General features: G+C 35.4%; 20 protein-coding genes. 3 read left to right on the forward strand and 17 right to left on the reverse strand.

The window, feature by feature from the left end; all coding sequences use genetic code 11:
- Positions 1-79: 79 nt before the first annotated feature.
- The 5 genes from BLV40_RS01645 to BLV40_RS01665 all read right to left on the reverse strand — a co-directional run bounded on the left by BLV40_RS01645 (position 80) and on the right by BLV40_RS01665 (position 6,519).
- The gene (locus BLV40_RS01645) at positions 80-2,227 is read right to left on the reverse strand and encodes a PASTA domain-containing penicillin-binding protein (RefSeq protein WP_090687169.1); all 2,148 of its coding nucleotides are present in this window, start codon (positions 2,225-2,227) and stop codon (positions 80-82) included.
- 20 nt (positions 2,228-2,247) lie between these two features.
- The gene (ftsL, locus tag BLV40_RS01650; RefSeq protein ID WP_026590240.1) at positions 2,248-2,616 is read right to left on the reverse strand and encodes a cell division protein FtsL; all 369 of its coding nucleotides are present in this window, start codon (positions 2,614-2,616) and stop codon (positions 2,248-2,250) included.
- Between the two features lie 15 nt (positions 2,617-2,631).
- Positions 2,632-3,564: a 16S rRNA (cytosine(1402)-N(4))-methyltransferase RsmH gene (gene rsmH, locus BLV40_RS01655; protein ID WP_026590239.1), complete on the reverse strand. Its 933-nt coding sequence runs from the start codon at positions 3,562-3,564 to the stop codon at positions 2,632-2,634.
- 371 nt (positions 3,565-3,935) lie between these two features.
- Positions 3,936-5,552: a bacillithiol biosynthesis cysteine-adding enzyme BshC gene (gene bshC, locus BLV40_RS01660; protein ID WP_026590238.1), complete on the reverse strand. Its 1,617-nt coding sequence runs from the start codon at positions 5,550-5,552 to the stop codon at positions 3,936-3,938.
- Between the two features lie 79 nt (positions 5,553-5,631).
- The gene (locus tag BLV40_RS01665; protein ID WP_139265441.1) at positions 5,632-6,519 is read right to left on the reverse strand and encodes a 2-dehydropantoate 2-reductase; all 888 of its coding nucleotides are present in this window, start codon (positions 6,517-6,519) and stop codon (positions 5,632-5,634) included.
- Between the two features lie 305 nt (positions 6,520-6,824).
- Between BLV40_RS01665 and BLV40_RS01670 the strand changes: the two genes are divergently transcribed.
- Positions 6,825-7,298, forward strand: a complete 474-nt coding sequence (locus tag BLV40_RS01670) for an N-acetyltransferase (protein WP_090687172.1) — start codon at positions 6,825-6,827, stop codon at positions 7,296-7,298.
- Between the two features lie 26 nt (positions 7,299-7,324).
- Here BLV40_RS01670 and BLV40_RS01675 read toward each other — a convergent pair whose 3' ends face one another.
- The 7 genes from BLV40_RS01675 to BLV40_RS01710 all read right to left on the reverse strand — a co-directional run bounded on the left by BLV40_RS01675 (position 7,325) and on the right by BLV40_RS01710 (position 11,327).
- Complete coding sequence (locus tag BLV40_RS01675; RefSeq protein WP_090687174.1) at positions 7,325-7,846, reverse strand: RsfA family transcriptional regulator; 522 nt, start codon at positions 7,844-7,846, stop codon at positions 7,325-7,327.
- Positions 7,847-7,974: 128 nt separating this feature from the next.
- Positions 7,975-8,148, reverse strand: coding sequence for a 50S ribosomal protein L32 (rpmF, locus tag BLV40_RS01680; protein ID WP_001984764.1), 174 nt, complete (start codon positions 8,146-8,148; stop codon positions 7,975-7,977).
- 61 nt (positions 8,149-8,209) lie between these two features.
- Entirely contained in the window at positions 8,210-8,710 is a 501-nt protein-coding gene (locus BLV40_RS01685; protein ID WP_026590234.1) for a YceD family protein, read from the reverse strand.
- Positions 8,711-8,981: 271 nt separating this feature from the next.
- Positions 8,982-9,599: a replication-relaxation family protein gene (locus BLV40_RS01695; protein WP_090687178.1), complete on the reverse strand. Its 618-nt coding sequence runs from the start codon at positions 9,597-9,599 to the stop codon at positions 8,982-8,984.
- The gene (locus BLV40_RS01700) at positions 9,541-10,722 is read right to left on the reverse strand and encodes an FtsK/SpoIIIE domain-containing protein (RefSeq protein ID WP_090687180.1); all 1,182 of its coding nucleotides are present in this window, start codon (positions 10,720-10,722) and stop codon (positions 9,541-9,543) included. The genes BLV40_RS01695 and BLV40_RS01700 overlap by 59 nt, the downstream gene beginning before the upstream one ends.
- A 117-nt stretch (positions 10,723-10,839) precedes the next feature.
- On the reverse strand, positions 10,840-11,022 hold the full coding sequence (locus BLV40_RS01705) for a hypothetical protein (RefSeq protein ID WP_090687182.1): 183 nt from the start codon (positions 11,020-11,022) through the stop codon (positions 10,840-10,842).
- Positions 11,023-11,024: 2 nt separating this feature from the next.
- Positions 11,025-11,327, reverse strand: coding sequence for a hypothetical protein (locus BLV40_RS01710; RefSeq protein WP_090687183.1), 303 nt, complete (start codon positions 11,325-11,327; stop codon positions 11,025-11,027).
- 151 nt (positions 11,328-11,478) lie between these two features.
- On the opposite strand from BLV40_RS01710, the gene BLV40_RS01715 reads away from it, so the two are divergent.
- Both BLV40_RS01715 and BLV40_RS01720 read left to right on the forward strand, forming a co-directional pair.
- Positions 11,479-11,670: a helix-turn-helix transcriptional regulator gene (locus BLV40_RS01715; protein ID WP_001257714.1), complete on the forward strand. Its 192-nt coding sequence runs from the start codon at positions 11,479-11,481 to the stop codon at positions 11,668-11,670.
- Positions 11,671-11,757: 87 nt separating this feature from the next.
- Positions 11,758-12,084 carry a DUF5362 family protein gene (locus BLV40_RS01720; protein WP_090687185.1) on the forward strand — a complete coding sequence of 109 codons (327 nt, stop codon included), beginning with the start codon at positions 11,758-11,760 and terminating at the stop codon, positions 12,082-12,084.
- A gap of 153 nt (positions 12,085-12,237) precedes the next feature.
- Here BLV40_RS01720 and BLV40_RS01725 read toward each other — a convergent pair whose 3' ends face one another.
- Genes BLV40_RS01725 through BLV40_RS01745 form a run of 5 tightly spaced genes read right to left on the reverse strand, consistent with a single transcriptional unit; the run spans position 12,238 to position 14,348 of the window.
- The gene (locus BLV40_RS01725; protein ID WP_090687186.1) at positions 12,238-13,296 is read right to left on the reverse strand and encodes an N-acetylmuramoyl-L-alanine amidase; all 1,059 of its coding nucleotides are present in this window, start codon (positions 13,294-13,296) and stop codon (positions 12,238-12,240) included.
- Positions 13,293-13,532 (reverse strand): holin, encoded by a 240-nt coding sequence (locus tag BLV40_RS01730; protein WP_090687188.1) that lies wholly within the window; start codon positions 13,530-13,532, stop codon positions 13,293-13,295. The genes BLV40_RS01725 and BLV40_RS01730 overlap by 4 nt, the downstream gene beginning before the upstream one ends.
- Positions 13,532-13,768, reverse strand: coding sequence for a hemolysin XhlA family protein (locus BLV40_RS01735; RefSeq protein WP_090687189.1), 237 nt, complete (start codon positions 13,766-13,768; stop codon positions 13,532-13,534). Before BLV40_RS01735 ends, BLV40_RS01730 begins: the two co-directional genes overlap by 1 nt.
- A 48-nt stretch (positions 13,769-13,816) precedes the next feature.
- Positions 13,817-13,996 carry a hypothetical protein gene (locus BLV40_RS01740; RefSeq protein WP_090687190.1) on the reverse strand — a complete coding sequence of 60 codons (180 nt, stop codon included), beginning with the start codon at positions 13,994-13,996 and terminating at the stop codon, positions 13,817-13,819.
- 10 nt (positions 13,997-14,006) lie between these two features.
- A complete protein-coding gene (locus tag BLV40_RS01745) occupies positions 14,007-14,348 on the reverse strand; it encodes a hypothetical protein (RefSeq protein ID WP_090687192.1) in 342 nt (113 codons plus the stop codon).
- Positions 14,349-14,359 lie beyond the last annotated feature (11 nt).

Consider the following 14,359-nt stretch of genomic DNA (forward strand, 5'->3'; position numbering starts at 1 on the left):
CTCCTTTACGCCTAGCTTGTTCCAATATATGCTTGTACCTGTTCGAATAGAACCTCTCGCATTTCTTACACCTAAAACATTATGGTTTTTCTGCCTCTTGTTGTGGTTCAAGCGGTGGTACCAGTGTTACAGCTAATTCCGTACCTGCTTGTAACGGCGTTCCTTCCGCCACACTTTGGTCTGTCACATATCCTGTACCAGATGGTTTCAAATTAAGATTTAACGTTTTCGCTAAATTCATTACATCACGAAGTGCCCATCCTTGTACATTCGGCATCAACGGCTTATCTCCTACTAAGAAGACTCGATCGCCCTTCAATGTTTTTTCAGTTGCTTTTGGTACCTGTTGTTTTACTTTTCCTTCACCTAGTATAATCGGTCGGAATTTGGCTTTTTCTAACACTGCCTTTGCCTCTTCCATTGTTTTCCCAGTTACATCTGGAACAACCGTCTGCTGTTCTTTCACATATTTCTTCGCATCTTTTACTTCATTCGGTTTAATTTTCAAATACTCTAAGCTATTTTTCGTTACAGATTTAAACATTTCTGCAAGAGGTTGTGCTCCGTATTCATTATCTTTTAATTTCGGTTGCTTTATTGCAAAGTAAACAATTAACTGTGGGTCGTCCATTGGTGCCATACCAAGGAATGAGAAAATATAATTTTCTCTTCCAGTCATATATCCACCTTTTCCATCCGGAATTTGTGCTGTTCCTGTTTTACCACCAACAGAGTATCCATCGATTTTATACGCATTCCCTGTTCCTTTTGGTGATGTAACAACACGTTCTAATAATTGCCTTACTTGTGCTGCTGTTTCCTTTGTAACTGGTTGTCCTACTTCTTCTGGTTTATGCTGTAAGTCCACTTTATTTGTTATTGGGTCTACAATTCGATCAATTGCATAAGGTTTCATCATTTTTCCATCATTTGCAATTGCAGTCGCAGCTTGTACAAGCTGTATCGGCGTTACAGTAGACCCTTGCCCAAAGGCCGTTGTTACCTGTTGAATTTGCTGATCAAATATAATCGTATTTTCTCCTTCACCAGGTAAATCAATATGCGTTTTTTCATCCAATCCAAATTTGTGAATATATTGACGGAAACGATCCGGACCAAGTTTTTGATCCCCTAAAATAGCAAATGCAACGTTAGAGGAACGCTCAACACCTTCATCGAATGTAATAGATCCCCAACCTGCACCACCGTTATGATCTTTTATTTTACGATTCCCAACTGGATATGTACCTGATTGGTAATATTCTTGACCGTTATATACACCTTCATTAATCGCCGCAGCTAATGTGAAAATTTTCATAGTAGATCCTGGCTCATATGCATTTGCGATTGGATCATTTAAATAGTATTCAATATTACGCTTATTCGGATCATAACTAGGCCGACTAGACATCCCAAGTATTTTTCCAGTTTTCGGATCCGCAACCACTCCAATTAGCATAGAAGGTTCATAATGCTGCTCAGCCGCTTTCATGGCATCCTCTAAAAAGCCTTGAATACGTTGATCAATTGTTAAATACACATTTTCCCCATTTTTCGGCGGCTTTACATTTTGTTTTCCTCCATCAAGGGAAACCCCATTACGATCTCCTGTATATGCTACACTCCCGTTCGAAGCACGCAAGTACTTATCTAAGCTCTTTTCTAATCCGAATTTCCCCTCTGCAATTCCTTTATCATCAGGTTTTGCAAAACCTAACACATAAGATGCAAAATCTCCATTTGGATACACCCTAGCTTTTTCTGTAACAAATGAAATACCTTGTATATTAAGACTTTCTATTTGTTCTTTCTTCTCTTTCGTCAAGTTCTTTCCTAGCGTTCCGAACTCCACCTGACTCTTATCTTTGTTTAAAGCGGCTAAAATTTCTTCTTCACCTGACCCAAGTACACCTGCAATTTTTTTTGCAGCATCCTCTTTATCTTTTACAGGTTTTTCACCTTTCAGCTGCGCAACAATCTTGTATGAGTTCGCATCTTGCGCTAACACATGTCCATTTTGATCATAAATCGTTCCACGATTCGCTTCAAGTACACCATTTTTATTATGCTTTTCTTGTGCAAGTTTCTTTAAATCCTGACCATGTACTGTTCCTGTTGCTTGAATATAAAAGAATCGGGCTAACAACACCAAAAAGAGCAGGAGGAAAAATATCATAAAGTAACCTGCTCCTTTATTGGTATGAATTTTGTTCATATTCGTCTTCATTTTTCTTCACACCTACTATATTAATGTAAACCTTTCACATTATTCGCATTAATTTCTAGCCCGTGTTTTTTTGCAATCTCTGCGATACGCTCATAGCGACTTAATTTTTCTACTTCAGCTTGTAATTCTTGATTTTCTTTTTGTTTTTTCACAATTGTACTCTCTATTTTTGCTGCTTCCGCATCAACTTGGTACAGTCCCGCTTTATTTCCAATAAAAGCAACGCAAGCATATAATAAAAAGCCAACAAAAGCCACATATAGTAATTTCTCAATTCTTGTAATTTTTGTTTTCACCTTTGGTTGTACTTTTTGCTGCGGAGCTTGAGATTGTACTTGTACTTGTTCTTGTACTTGTTGTTGTTTATACTTTACAGCTAAATTTGTCATACCTCTCTCTCCTTTTTATCGTTTTTCAGCGATCCTTAACTTCGCAGAACGCGCTCGATTATTCTCTTCTAACTCTTCATCAGAAGGTAAGATTGGTTTTCTTGTGACAAGCTTTAGTTTTGGCTTAAACTCATCAGGAATAATTGGTAAGCCTGGCGGAAGCTGTGGCGTTGTACTATTTCGTTTAAATGTTGTTTTACAAATACGATCTTCTAATGAGTGGAACGTAATAACACTTATTCTTCCACCCGGCTTGACCATTTCAATTGCAGATTCCAACGCTTCCTCAAATACTTTCAATTCATCATTTACAGCAATACGAATCGCTTGAAATACTCGTTTTGCAGGGTGTCCCCCCGTTCTACGAGCTGGAGCAGGAATTCCTTCTTTAATTAACTCCACTAACTCTGCTGTCGTTTCAATCGCCTTATTCTCGCGATACGCTTCAATTTTCCTTGCAATCTGCTTTGAAAATTTTTCTTCACCATATTGGAAAAAGATTCTTACGAGTTGTTCATATGACCAGTTGTTCACAACATCATATGCTGTTAATGAGGCATCTTGATCCATCCTCATATCTAAGGGTGCATCATGATGATAACTAAAGCCACGTTCTGGTGTATCTAATTGTGGGGATGAAACACCTAAATCAAATAAAATTCCATCTACTTCTGTTATTCCTAGTTCATGAAGTTTTTCTGACAAATAGCGAAAATTACTCTTCACTGTTATAAATTGATTACCATAAGAAGAAAATTTTTCTTTCGCATTTTGAATCGCAACTTCATCTTGGTCAAATGCAATTAATTTTCCCCCTTCCGTTAGTTGGGATAATAAATAGGAACTATGTCCTCCACCACCTAGCGTACAATCTACATATGTACCACCTGGCTTTATATCCAAACCATCTACTGTTTCTTTTAAAAGAACTGTTACGTGTTTAAACATTGTTGCACCTACTTTTTGCAAAATAATTACGTTGAATGTATCACTTGTTCCCTTTTAATACCATACACAATATGTTGGGAAATTAACGCTATGAAAACATGTCACATCCAACTTGGCGTTAGTGGAAATCTAATGTCCACTAATCGCAGTTTCACTTTATTATATACTAAATTTTATCATCTTTTGCGGGAAATTAAATAAAAACATGTCGAAAAACACAATAATGCGTTTACATTTTGTTCTATTTTGTCATATACATGCGTTTTGTTCTCCATATCACACTCTTGTTTGTATAGTTTGATAATTCAGTTTTTCGCTTTACATTTAATTCCACAAATCAAAAATAAAATCCTGCTCCTAAGAGCAAGATTTTATAGTTTTATAATATGATGTTTCCCGTCCCAAGAGTACGATTGTTTCGTTACCCGTTCAACAAAATCTAATCCAAACTGATTTAAATAATAACATATATTCCATACACGCTCCTGCGGTGCGCCTAACGGACGGAGAGCGTATTGTACACGCCTGAATTTATTCAGCTCTACTTCATTTTTTTTCTCAACATTCCGCTTTAACATTCTTTCTAACAATTCAATTTGCTCTTTAATTTTCCGCTCATTTTTCTCAGCAAATTTCTGCATTCCTGGGTCTATTTTTGTTACAAACTGTTGTAAAGAAGTATGAATATCGATCATTTTCTCTGTCGCTTCTATAAATCGTTCACCAATCGGCTCTTCTATTTGATTAGAAAGCCACTCTTCACGTAACATATCTATACTCTTTACAAACAGATCACTCTCTTGTAATTGCAAATCGTGTAAATCTGTTGAAATATCACGTTCCACATAACTAATTGTGAGCCTTGGAATAACCGGAGGTACCTGAAATCCGAACACATGAAATACTCGTTGCAATTCACTCCAGTAAGCAATTTCACCAGGCCCTCCAATAAATGCTAATGTCGGAAATATATATTCTTGCATAAGTGGTCTCGTTACAACATTATTACTAAATCGTTCCGGACTTCTTTCCATTTCCGCTATCAATTCTTCATACGAAAATGAATAAGCACCATCTTTCCCAACAAATTGCCCATTCTCTTCTTCTAACAACACACGTTCTTCATCAATTTGCATAAATATGTGTACCGCATTTGATTTTGTTTCAATAATCGGTTTATATCCTTGTTCTCTTATTAATTGCTGTTGTTTATGAAGACTCATTTGCACTTCTTGATATCGACTTAATATTTGTTTAAAAAAAGAGACTTCCAATTTTCTTAACGCTGGATGATGTGAATCAACAAGAATCAAGCCTGAATCTACAAATAATTTCATAATAAGATGCGCAAAGAAATCCACATAAGTACGCGAATTCTGCAAGGCATCTTCAACAAACTGTAATACGTCCTTTGTAAAATTCGTTTCTGGATATGTTTTAAAAATTTCTTCAATCCACTTTCTACAATCTTCTTTTGAAAGCTCAGACTCAGATGCACTCGCTTTTTTTAGAAGACGATCATGAAAAATCGTCTTTTTTATTTTTTTATTTTTCGTTACAAACACATGATTAATTTCATCGATATCATGATCTTCACCAGCAATCCAAAAAACAGGAACGACACGTACTCCTAAACTCGCCTCTTTTTCTTTTGCAAGCTGTAAAATCGAAATAATTTTATGCACTGTATAAAGAGGGCCTGTTAATAGTCCCGCTTGCTGTCCTCCAACAACAACATATGTATTTTCATCCGCTAGCGCCTTTATATTCTGAAGAGTATGCTCTCCAGCATGTAAATTAGTATTATACTCTAATAAATGTGCCACTAAATCTTGACGGAAAAACTTCTTATTACGCAAATCATGCAGACGTTGCCCGAATCCTTCTTCTGTCAACGGATAATCAAAGTATGCCTGCGCTTCTTTCTTACCCTTCATATAGTCCGCCACAACACCTTGTAGTGGAACAGAGATCTCTTTTATCTCCATATAATTCTTCCTTTCCTATCCTGTTCTCTCACCAATCCAAATTGTAGTCAATGTTTCATGTAAAAGCAAAGAATATCTCTTATACTTCTAATCCCTTTATGGAATTGTATACAAATTGCAGTACTGGAACTTGTTTTTGCTGTTTTCTTGCTTCCTCCATCACATAACCAATAATAGCGTCAATTTCCGTTTCCCGGCCCGCTCTTATATCAGCTAACATAGATGATGTATTACTGGCTGTGGTTTCACATACACGACAAACCAATAGCCACAAATCTTCTTTTCTTTCCTCCCCTACAAGAAACACGACCTCCTGAAATATTTGCTCCATGACTCTATAAAAATAAGGGTTCGACAGCAACACTCCGTTTTGTATACCAAATAAAGCTGTTAGCGGATTAATGCATACATTTATTACAAGTTTATAATACATCGTCTGTTTCCAATCTTCTTCGACTTGCACCGAAAAATATTTTGGAGAAAAACAATCTAATAGTGAATCAAATTGAGACAACTCTCCATTTACCACCCCAAATTTTGTAACCCCTACTCCTGTATGATTCACTGTATATTTATTTTCTTTTTTTGCTCCATGCTCTACAATTCCCACTGCTATATTTTCACATTTTATTTCTTGCAAGATATGCAAATGAGACATCCCATTTTGCAAAAAGATAATCCGTCTTTGTTCTTTTATAAAAGGAAGAATATTCACTAGATGATATTGTTTTACAGCAACGAACAGATAGTCCATTTGTTCATCTACAATATTCTCTAAGGGCATAGCATTTATAAATACCGTTTCCATTTCTCCCTTACGAATACACTTTATTCCCTCCTGAACTAACTTTTCAGCTTGTTCTACCGTTCTTGTAAATAATGTAACATCCTGTTTGTTCTTTTTTAAATAAAATGCAAAAAGCAGACCAATCGCTCCCGGACCAACAATCCCAATTTTCATCTCTATCCTTCAGAAGCTCCTAACCGGTACCAAAATAAATTATATCCTACCATCAACTAGAAGCCTTCTGATTCCCCCCTCTCTATACTTGTCCTAACATTGATTATATCTTAATTTATATTTCAACAATCGAAAGTACATTTCATAAATATGTAGAAATCCCCTTCCTATGACTAGTGTAGCAAACACTTCAAAAAAATACCGAAAGAAATATTCTATTTTCTTCATAAAAATGAAAAAATGAGTTATAATATTATTGAAAATATTTATACTTTTCTTTATTTTACAAACTAAGAAGAGGATGTGATGTAATGACATTCCCAAAAGTTGAGCGCTTGCTCATCAATTATAAAACGCTAGACGAATTTAAAAAATTTAAGGGCTGTGGTGCCCAAGAACTCTCCATGTTTGAAGAATTACAAGCAAATATTATTGAAAATGATAGCGAATCTCCCTTTTACGGCATTTATTACGGCGGATCCCTTATCGCACGTATGAGTTTGTACATGAGGAGAAACGGTGAGTCCAACTCTGAGATTGCTGGACCTTACGTAGAACTTTCAAAACTTGAGGTGTTACCAAACTTTCAAAAACAAGGTTTTGGTCAAATGCTTGTTAACTATGCAAAACAACTACAATTTCCAATCAAAACAACTGCCCGTATACACTCTGCTGCGTTTTGGGATAAACAAAATTTCGAGCAAGTATCAACGGCTGATGGCGAATTTTATATTTGGCATCCAGAAACTAATTTGAATGCGGTTACAAACGAAGAATCCGCATAAATAAAAACAGCTGTTATCAGCTGTTTTTATTTTTTCAACTTTTCTAATGTTTCATGCTCATGAATCGTATCTCTTTCTTTTGTCTCTAACACCATCACACTTCTTTTTCGATCAATATAATCAAGCAAAGTACGATACTCTTCTTCATATACAGATAAACGCTGAAGAAGCCATTCCTTTTCCTTTTGTAGCAATTCAATTTTTTGATGTAATTCTTTTACCTCTTTTTCATCTTTATATTTTTGTAAAAAGGTAATAACATCATCTAACGTAATCGATACAGGAGAAAGGTCCACAACTTTCGGTTGCCTTACTTCATAACTTTCTGCCTTACGAATTTGTTTGGCCTCTTCAATACGTTCCTTATATTGCTTTCTAACGTAAGAATTCCATCTAAATCCACATGCTGCAGGTGTACGAGATAAATGCCTTCCTACCTCTTTAAATGCGGAAAGTTGCGTTCCACCTTCACGAATATGCCGGAGTACCACTTCTGCCAGAAGTAAATCTTCATCATCAGTCCATGCATCTTGTCTTGTTGTCGCCATTCCTCTAGTCCTCCTTATGCATTTTTTATTAAGCATATGCAGTTACTAGAAAAGATAGAATACCAACATGTAAAGTTAAGACAAAAAAAATAAACGTAGAAGATATTCTTCTACGTTTATTTCTGCAATTACTTGCTGATTACTTCTTTACCTTTGTAAGTACCGCATGCTTTACATACACGGTGAGCTAATTTCGCTTCACCACAGCTTGGGCACTCTACCATACCAGGTACTGATAATTTGAAATGCGTACGACGCTTTCTTTTTACTGTTTTAGAAGTTCTTCTAAAAGGTACAGCCATTCTTCCCACCTCCTTAAAAGAAATAGTTATTTTCATATGAAGGCCTGAACCAGTCTTCCGATTATTTGTCAAAAAACTTCGCAAGTCCTGCCAATCTTGGATCAACAGGCTTTTCTTTGCTTTCTTCCGAAATCACTTGCCAGTCTTGACCTTGCGTCGGTGCTCCACCGGAAACATCATCACTGAAAATTTGCATTGGAATCTCCAAAAGTATATTTTCCTTGATTATAGGGAGTAAGTCAAGTACTTCTCCTTCTAAGTAATGGATTTCCGCTTCCGTTTCATACTCTTCTGCTGAAGTTTGGAACACCTCAGTTGTTTTAATGTCAAATGGTAATGTTACATCTACTAAAGAGCGAGAACATGGTAACACCATGCTTCCAGTTATATGTAGATGAAACGTAAACTTACTAGAGCCAAAATCAACTCTACCTGTTACATGAACAGGACTAATTTTACGAATTTCTTTCTCGACTTCTTTTAGCTCACTTACATCTACCATCTCATCCAATGTCAATCCTTTATGTCTCAATTTGTTTAATTGATGGATGGACCATTTCATATCATATCACCTCAAGGCAACAAACAAAATTATAGCTAGCCATTTTATATTTGTCAATGTTTTTTCTTTACACCCCTAAGGATGCATTGTGTCCATTATGTTATAAAATAAGTGTTTTTGTCTAGCTATATTTTATATTTTAGACAAAATGGACATAAAGTAAATAATAAATGTGGTACAAGCTGTGGTCAATGTGGTACGTGTGGTCAAAAGAGAGCGGTTAAAAATAACCACTCTCTTCTTATATATATTCCCTTAAATTTGAATGTGATTAAAATTCCTGAATTACATATACTTTTACAAACACATCATATTTTGCTGCCAGTTGTTCCAATTTCTTTTCTCTATATTTTGTAATCGTGAAGAAATGGATCACTGGTACTTTTCCGTTATATTTTTGTTTATAAATTTTTGTGAACTCTTCATAACATTTTAACTTCTCATTATTTACTACCATTTTTTGCGTACGATCTATTTCTACAACATGAAGTATTCCCTCTTCATCTCGAAACTTCACATCTGGAATAATCTTTTTCTTCTTTTCATCTTTTATATATCTAATCTCTGCTTCCACTTGCCAATCATCAGGACAATACAAATGCAACCATGCTTCATTACGCAAAATGGCATGCGCCACTTTTCCATGATGCACAACTTTTCCTTCCCCAAATAACTTATGTCCTAATTGATTTAAGTAATATACATACTCTTTATTATGCATTACTTTACTCGTATAGTTAGACAAGTCTTTCATAATACGATTTGCATTTCTAATCCCCCCCATATCATGCACACACATTAAATGCCTTCTTGTTGCAAATTGAAGCTTCCTAATCGTCGCAAGTATCATCATTTGACGGTTGATCTGTACGTGCGTTTGCATTCTCATATTTCTCCACCTCGTATTGTTTTAAATGATTCCACATCATTTCATTACTTATATAAGGTACTTGAATTTCAGTAAGCCTATCTGTTTTGAAAATCGCACGACCTGGAATGCTTTGTATCGATTCCAACCCTGGTTCATCAATAACTACACTTGATGCTGTTTGAGTAGGTAATCTAAATCCTAGCTTAGCATCACTATTTTGTTTGACTTGACGTGGCAACGTGTCACCAGTTGGATATTGTGTACAAAAAATCAGTCTAAAACCAAGCGCACCGCCTATACGTGCAATATGAGAAAGCATTTGTTGGCAAGCTCCTAATAACTTTTGCCTCTCTTTCCTCATATTTTTTTCTGGACAAAGTTCTGCTCCCTCATCCACGATGATAAAGTACCGTTCCTTTATATTTGTTTCTACGACATTTGTATAATGTTTATCCTTCATGTAACTCATTTTTTCTTCCATCTTCTCAAGAATGTTATTTAATACTGTGAATGCCTCTATTGGTTTCTCAGCAATTGATTCCACTTGTCGCAAATTCTTATATGGTCCAAATTCTAAACCGCCTTTCAAGTCAATGATATATAGATGAGTATGATCTGGTTGCGCTAAAATCAGAGAAGTAAATACATTCTTTAAAAAGACTGTTTTCCCCATTCTTGTAAGGCCACCAAGTGTCATATGAGGAGTTTTATCAAAATCATGATAAATTAACTGTTCTAAACTTTGCCCCATTGGCACACACCACTTCCCCTGCTGTATTAAATCTGTAGACCAATTCCACTTCTCAGGAATTTCTTTATGAAATACACGGATATTCAACTTATAATTATCGTACTGAATGCGTACAGGTTTTCCTAACCCCTCACTTACTACGTCTTCAACTTTTCGAATGAGTTTACTCGGCATTCCAACAGGTAATTTATATACATAAGTCGTACTTCTATCATCATCAATTTGTTTTTGGAATTTTGGATATTGAAGTTTATCTTCCCTTTTTATTGCAATTCCACTCACTTCAAAGAATACTTGTATTTTCTTCCGATAGTCATTTTCACTTCCGAACTTCTCACTATACAAAGCGTAAATTAATGCCACCGTAGGGACAAATAATAACTCCAACATAAAATCACTCCTTATATCCCTCTAATAGAGGGTATATATCCCTGTTTAAAAGAAGATGTGAATACAAGCTCATCCCCTTACACTATATGTGATTGAGAGTTTCCACATCGTATTCCTTCATAGAAACAAAACGAGAACATAACGTAGAAGGTATAAGAATGAGCCCGTGAGCGTTGTGTACAAAGTAATACGTGGAAGCCAATGTGGAACACTCTTCCCCATTTTTTCTGCTACCTTCATTGCAACTACTGACAAACCTGTTGCCGTCCAAATAACTACCGCTTCCCCTGCGAGTGTCATATCTATTCCTCCTCTTCTTTCTCACGGAATATAATACCTTTTTTCGTAAGGACTGCATCATAACAATCCATTAAAGTTTCCCAATTTAGAATGTCTTCTTCCTCACCGTATAGATCCTCTTCAATAACCTGAGATAAACTGAAATATCTTTTATACTCCTTGTTATTGAACACTTCATGATTTTTCATGTGATTCATAATTGATTCCGTTTCTAATCTTGATTTAGATTCGTTATACATTTGACGTAATTCTTTTGAAGGATGTAAATATGGAGTTGTATTCAAGTGGTTATACTGCCAACGCATGTAATCCTCTCCCCTCTTGATGTCCTTAGTTCCACTTGGTATTCCTCGTGGTCTTGATATAGGTATATGAACTAGAAAGAAGGATTTTGCCTGTCCAAGTAAAAAAATAAAAGAAAGACCTAGTACTTTTTTGTTAGGAGGATAAAATATTATGCGAAGTCGTTTAAAAGAAATTTTAGATAGCAAAGGTTTCAAGTATAGCTTTATTGCAAAAAAAGCATCAATTTCAAATTCAACTATGACAAACTTAATTAAAGGAGCTACGCCTACATTACCTGTTGCATATCGTATTTCCAAGGTGCTCGAATTACATATAGAGGACATTTGGTTTGAAGAAGATTAAAAAACATGCACGTACAGTGATAAGAAATAACCCTTCTAAAATGTTACATTAATTGGTATGATTTACTTAATTCAAGGGGGCGGTTTTATGGAATTGCGAACAACTGCGGATGGTAATTCTTATATTATTGAAGTTGAGAAAAAGAAGGCTTCAAAAAAGGGGATTGTAGCAAGAACATTATCATTTTTAACAGGAGTATTCTTTTTAGTTATAGGAATTATCTTATGTTTAACCATAATTGGTGCAATCGCTGGTATACCGTTAATTATCTTTGGGTTACCTTTTGTTGTTGGTTCTTTGGGTTTTCAGCGTGTGGATTGTCCTAACTGCAATAGAAAACAGACAGTAAAAAAAGGGATTGGCAATTTTAAATGTCATAGCTGTAATAAAAACACTTTAATCGAGTGGAAATAACAAGGGGAAAACTAATATGAAAGCTATTCGTTCTATTTTTAACGCATTTCGTATATTGAGTAAAATCATAAATCCTATATTAAAGACATTATCTAAAAGTAAATTTTAATTACATAGAAATAAAAAAAGCCGTCAAATGACGGCTCTTATTTTTTACTTCACATGTACATAGGCTTCGTTTGTAGTAATATAGTATGTCTGTCCTTTGCTATTGTGTACTTTATATTGTGATGATCCATTGACAGTTACCTTTGCATCGATTGTAAATCCTAATCCAGCATCTAAAGTACCAGCAACATTTTTATCTTGCCAAGATGGAGAATCGTAGAAACGTAGGTTGTCCACTTTAGAAACAACGCGTTTTCCTACTATCGGATTAACTGGCTCTTTCTTTTCAAATTTGATATAAGAAGGATTGTTATATACCCACTGATTTCCACCAAGATTTAACCAACCATCTTTTTCGCCCCATACTTTATAGGATTCTGGTTTGTTTAACTGACGAATAACAGAATAACTTGCACCTGGTCCTTTACGAAGATTTACATTATAACCCTCAATATATGCAATGCCTTCCACATTTGCAACAGGTTCGCCTGGTTTGGATGGTTTTTCAGGAACAGAAACATCCACACTAGAATTATTGTATGCACGTTGCACATCAGCTCGGAATTGAGTTTCTGATACACCATGACTACGTAAATAATTAAGTGGATCTTCATGGTCTGTGCCGCCAAGATATTTCGTTACATCATAGTGAGTCCACAATCCTTTTTCTACAGATAGATTGTTATCTTTTAAGATTTTTGCAAGAAGCTTTACATATTTATCATAGCTGCGTTTAAATTTCTCATAGTCTTTTGTTTCGCATAGTTCTACATGTACAAAACGTTTATTCGCACCTGGTCCAGCACCATAGGCAATGTATTTTGTATCAGCAATTTGGATTGTTTCATTCCAATCTACTGCGTAATGAACGAAAGCTGAACGCCATGTACGAGTTTCATACTTTTGGATATTAATAGCTGGAGCTTCTGGAGTTGCTGTACTATGTGCCACAACACCCTCATAAGCACCTACACCATAACGATAAGGTTGTTTTGGTAAATCTGGAATAATAAGCGTTCTGTCAGCAAAAGCACTTGTTGTAATGGATAATACTAAAACAATGGCTAATAAAACTGATGAGAACCCTTTAAATGTTTTTCTCATTTTGCATCAGCATCCTTTTTTAAAATTTTTGTGTGGTCAAATAATCCACTTGCTGACAGTCCGATGATGATTCCTTGAAATACATTCATTTTCAAATCTTGTGGCAAAAATAAAACGCCTAGCGCAATGCCAAGCGTTAAATTTAATAACGGAATATATTTTGTTTGTAACCCTATTGTTTTTGCAATCTGCGAAAGACCCACTACAATGGCAATCATTACGCTTATTTCAATCATTACATACCACCTCCTTTCAATAAGAAAGTGAGAGCTGTTCCAATAATTCCACCCACAATAAGACGTAGAATCCAGGTAGTGTTAGCACTGATTTTATCTAGTTGTTTATTGATATTATCAATGTCCTTTTCGTTACCTGTTGTACGCATTTCTAAACTTTTAATATCAAACTTTATTTCTTTAATTTCTTGCTTCATTTCCAGTACATCTTGTTTAATTTCTTGTAATCCCTCCACATTGACCACCCCTTTTAGGCAAAATAAAAAAGCCTACTTCTGTACGCTTTACAACCAATCAATAATAACGGTTCCGTCTTTTTCGAGTTCTTCATAGAAATTTAATTTTGTAATCTCTTCAAACTCAGCAATAGTTATATATTTTACTCTTACAGCTCTTAACATTTGATTTACAGTAACACCACAAAACCAAAACATCTTCCATTTTTCATAGTATTTGCTCGGCATTACGTTCACCTCATTCTGTTTTTCCTAATTCTAGATCAGCTACTTGTTTTGCTAAGAATTCAACTTGATCTCGTAATTTTTCAAGTTCAGTCGGCTCTTGTGGTTTCGGTTTGTTCAATTCATCTAATTCTTCTTGAGTTATGGTTTCAACCCACTTTCCATCTTGAAAAACAGGTTTCCAATTCGGTTGCGGTAATGGTAGCTCTGTTGAGTTTTCAGGAATATCCTTGTATATCTCATTCAAACCAATAACTTCACCATCGCCATTTACCACATCTTCGTATATAGGGTAGAAAAGTCTATCTTCTATATAAGCTCCTGTTTCTATGTCATATACGTGTACAATTTTCAAAAATCATCACC

The sequence above is a fragment of the Bacillus sp. 166amftsu genome (assembly GCF_900107445.1).
In the GTDB taxonomy this organism is placed as follows: Bacteria; Bacillota; Bacilli; order Bacillales; family Bacillaceae_G; genus Bacillus_A; species Bacillus_A arachidis.

What these genes read in the sequence shown, in the direction of transcription:
- BLV40_RS01695 (WP_090687178.1), bottom strand. Translation starts at nt 9,599, where the DNA reads ATGAGAATGCAAACGCACGTACAGATCAACCGTCAAATGATGATACTT.
- BLV40_RS01705 (WP_090687182.1), bottom strand. Translation starts at nt 11,022, where the DNA reads ATGACACTCGCAGGGGAAGCGGTAGTTATTTGGACGGCAACAGGTTTG.
- BLV40_RS01720 (WP_090687185.1), top strand. Translation starts at nt 11,758, where the DNA reads ATGGAATTGCGAACAACTGCGGATGGTAATTCTTATATTATTGAAGTT.
- BLV40_RS01645 (WP_090687169.1), bottom strand. Translation starts at nt 2,227, where the DNA reads ATGAAGACGAATATGAACAAAATTCATACCAATAAAGGAGCAGGTTAC.
- BLV40_RS01710 (WP_090687183.1), bottom strand. Translation starts at nt 11,327, where the DNA reads ATGCGTTGGCAGTATAACCACTTGAATACAACTCCATATTTACATCCT.
- ftsL (WP_026590240.1), bottom strand. Translation starts at nt 2,616, where the DNA reads ATGACAAATTTAGCTGTAAAGTATAAACAACAACAAGTACAAGAACAA.
- BLV40_RS01685 (WP_026590234.1), bottom strand. Translation starts at nt 8,710, where the DNA reads ATGAAATGGTCCATCCATCAATTAAACAAATTGAGACATAAAGGATTG.
- rsmH (WP_026590239.1), bottom strand. Translation starts at nt 3,564, where the DNA reads ATGTTTAAACACGTAACAGTTCTTTTAAAAGAAACAGTAGATGGTTTG.
- BLV40_RS01675 (WP_090687174.1), bottom strand. Translation starts at nt 7,846, where the DNA reads ATGGCGACAACAAGACAAGATGCATGGACTGATGATGAAGATTTACTT.
- BLV40_RS01670 (WP_090687172.1), top strand. Translation starts at nt 6,825, where the DNA reads ATGACATTCCCAAAAGTTGAGCGCTTGCTCATCAATTATAAAACGCTA.
- BLV40_RS01725 (WP_090687186.1), bottom strand. Translation starts at nt 13,296, where the DNA reads ATGAGAAAAACATTTAAAGGGTTCTCATCAGTTTTATTAGCCATTGTT.
- BLV40_RS01715 (WP_001257714.1), top strand. Translation starts at nt 11,479, where the DNA reads ATGCGAAGTCGTTTAAAAGAAATTTTAGATAGCAAAGGTTTCAAGTAT.
- BLV40_RS01740 (WP_090687190.1), bottom strand. Translation starts at nt 13,996, where the DNA reads ATGCCGAGCAAATACTATGAAAAATGGAAGATGTTTTGGTTTTGTGGT.
- bshC (WP_026590238.1), bottom strand. Translation starts at nt 5,552, where the DNA reads ATGGAGATAAAAGAGATCTCTGTTCCACTACAAGGTGTTGTGGCGGAC.
- BLV40_RS01730 (WP_090687188.1), bottom strand. Translation starts at nt 13,532, where the DNA reads ATGATTGAAATAAGCGTAATGATTGCCATTGTAGTGGGTCTTTCGCAG.
- BLV40_RS01700 (WP_090687180.1), bottom strand. Translation starts at nt 10,722, where the DNA reads ATGTTGGAGTTATTATTTGTCCCTACGGTGGCATTAATTTACGCTTTG.
- rpmF (WP_001984764.1), bottom strand. Translation starts at nt 8,148, where the DNA reads ATGGCTGTACCTTTTAGAAGAACTTCTAAAACAGTAAAAAGAAAGCGT.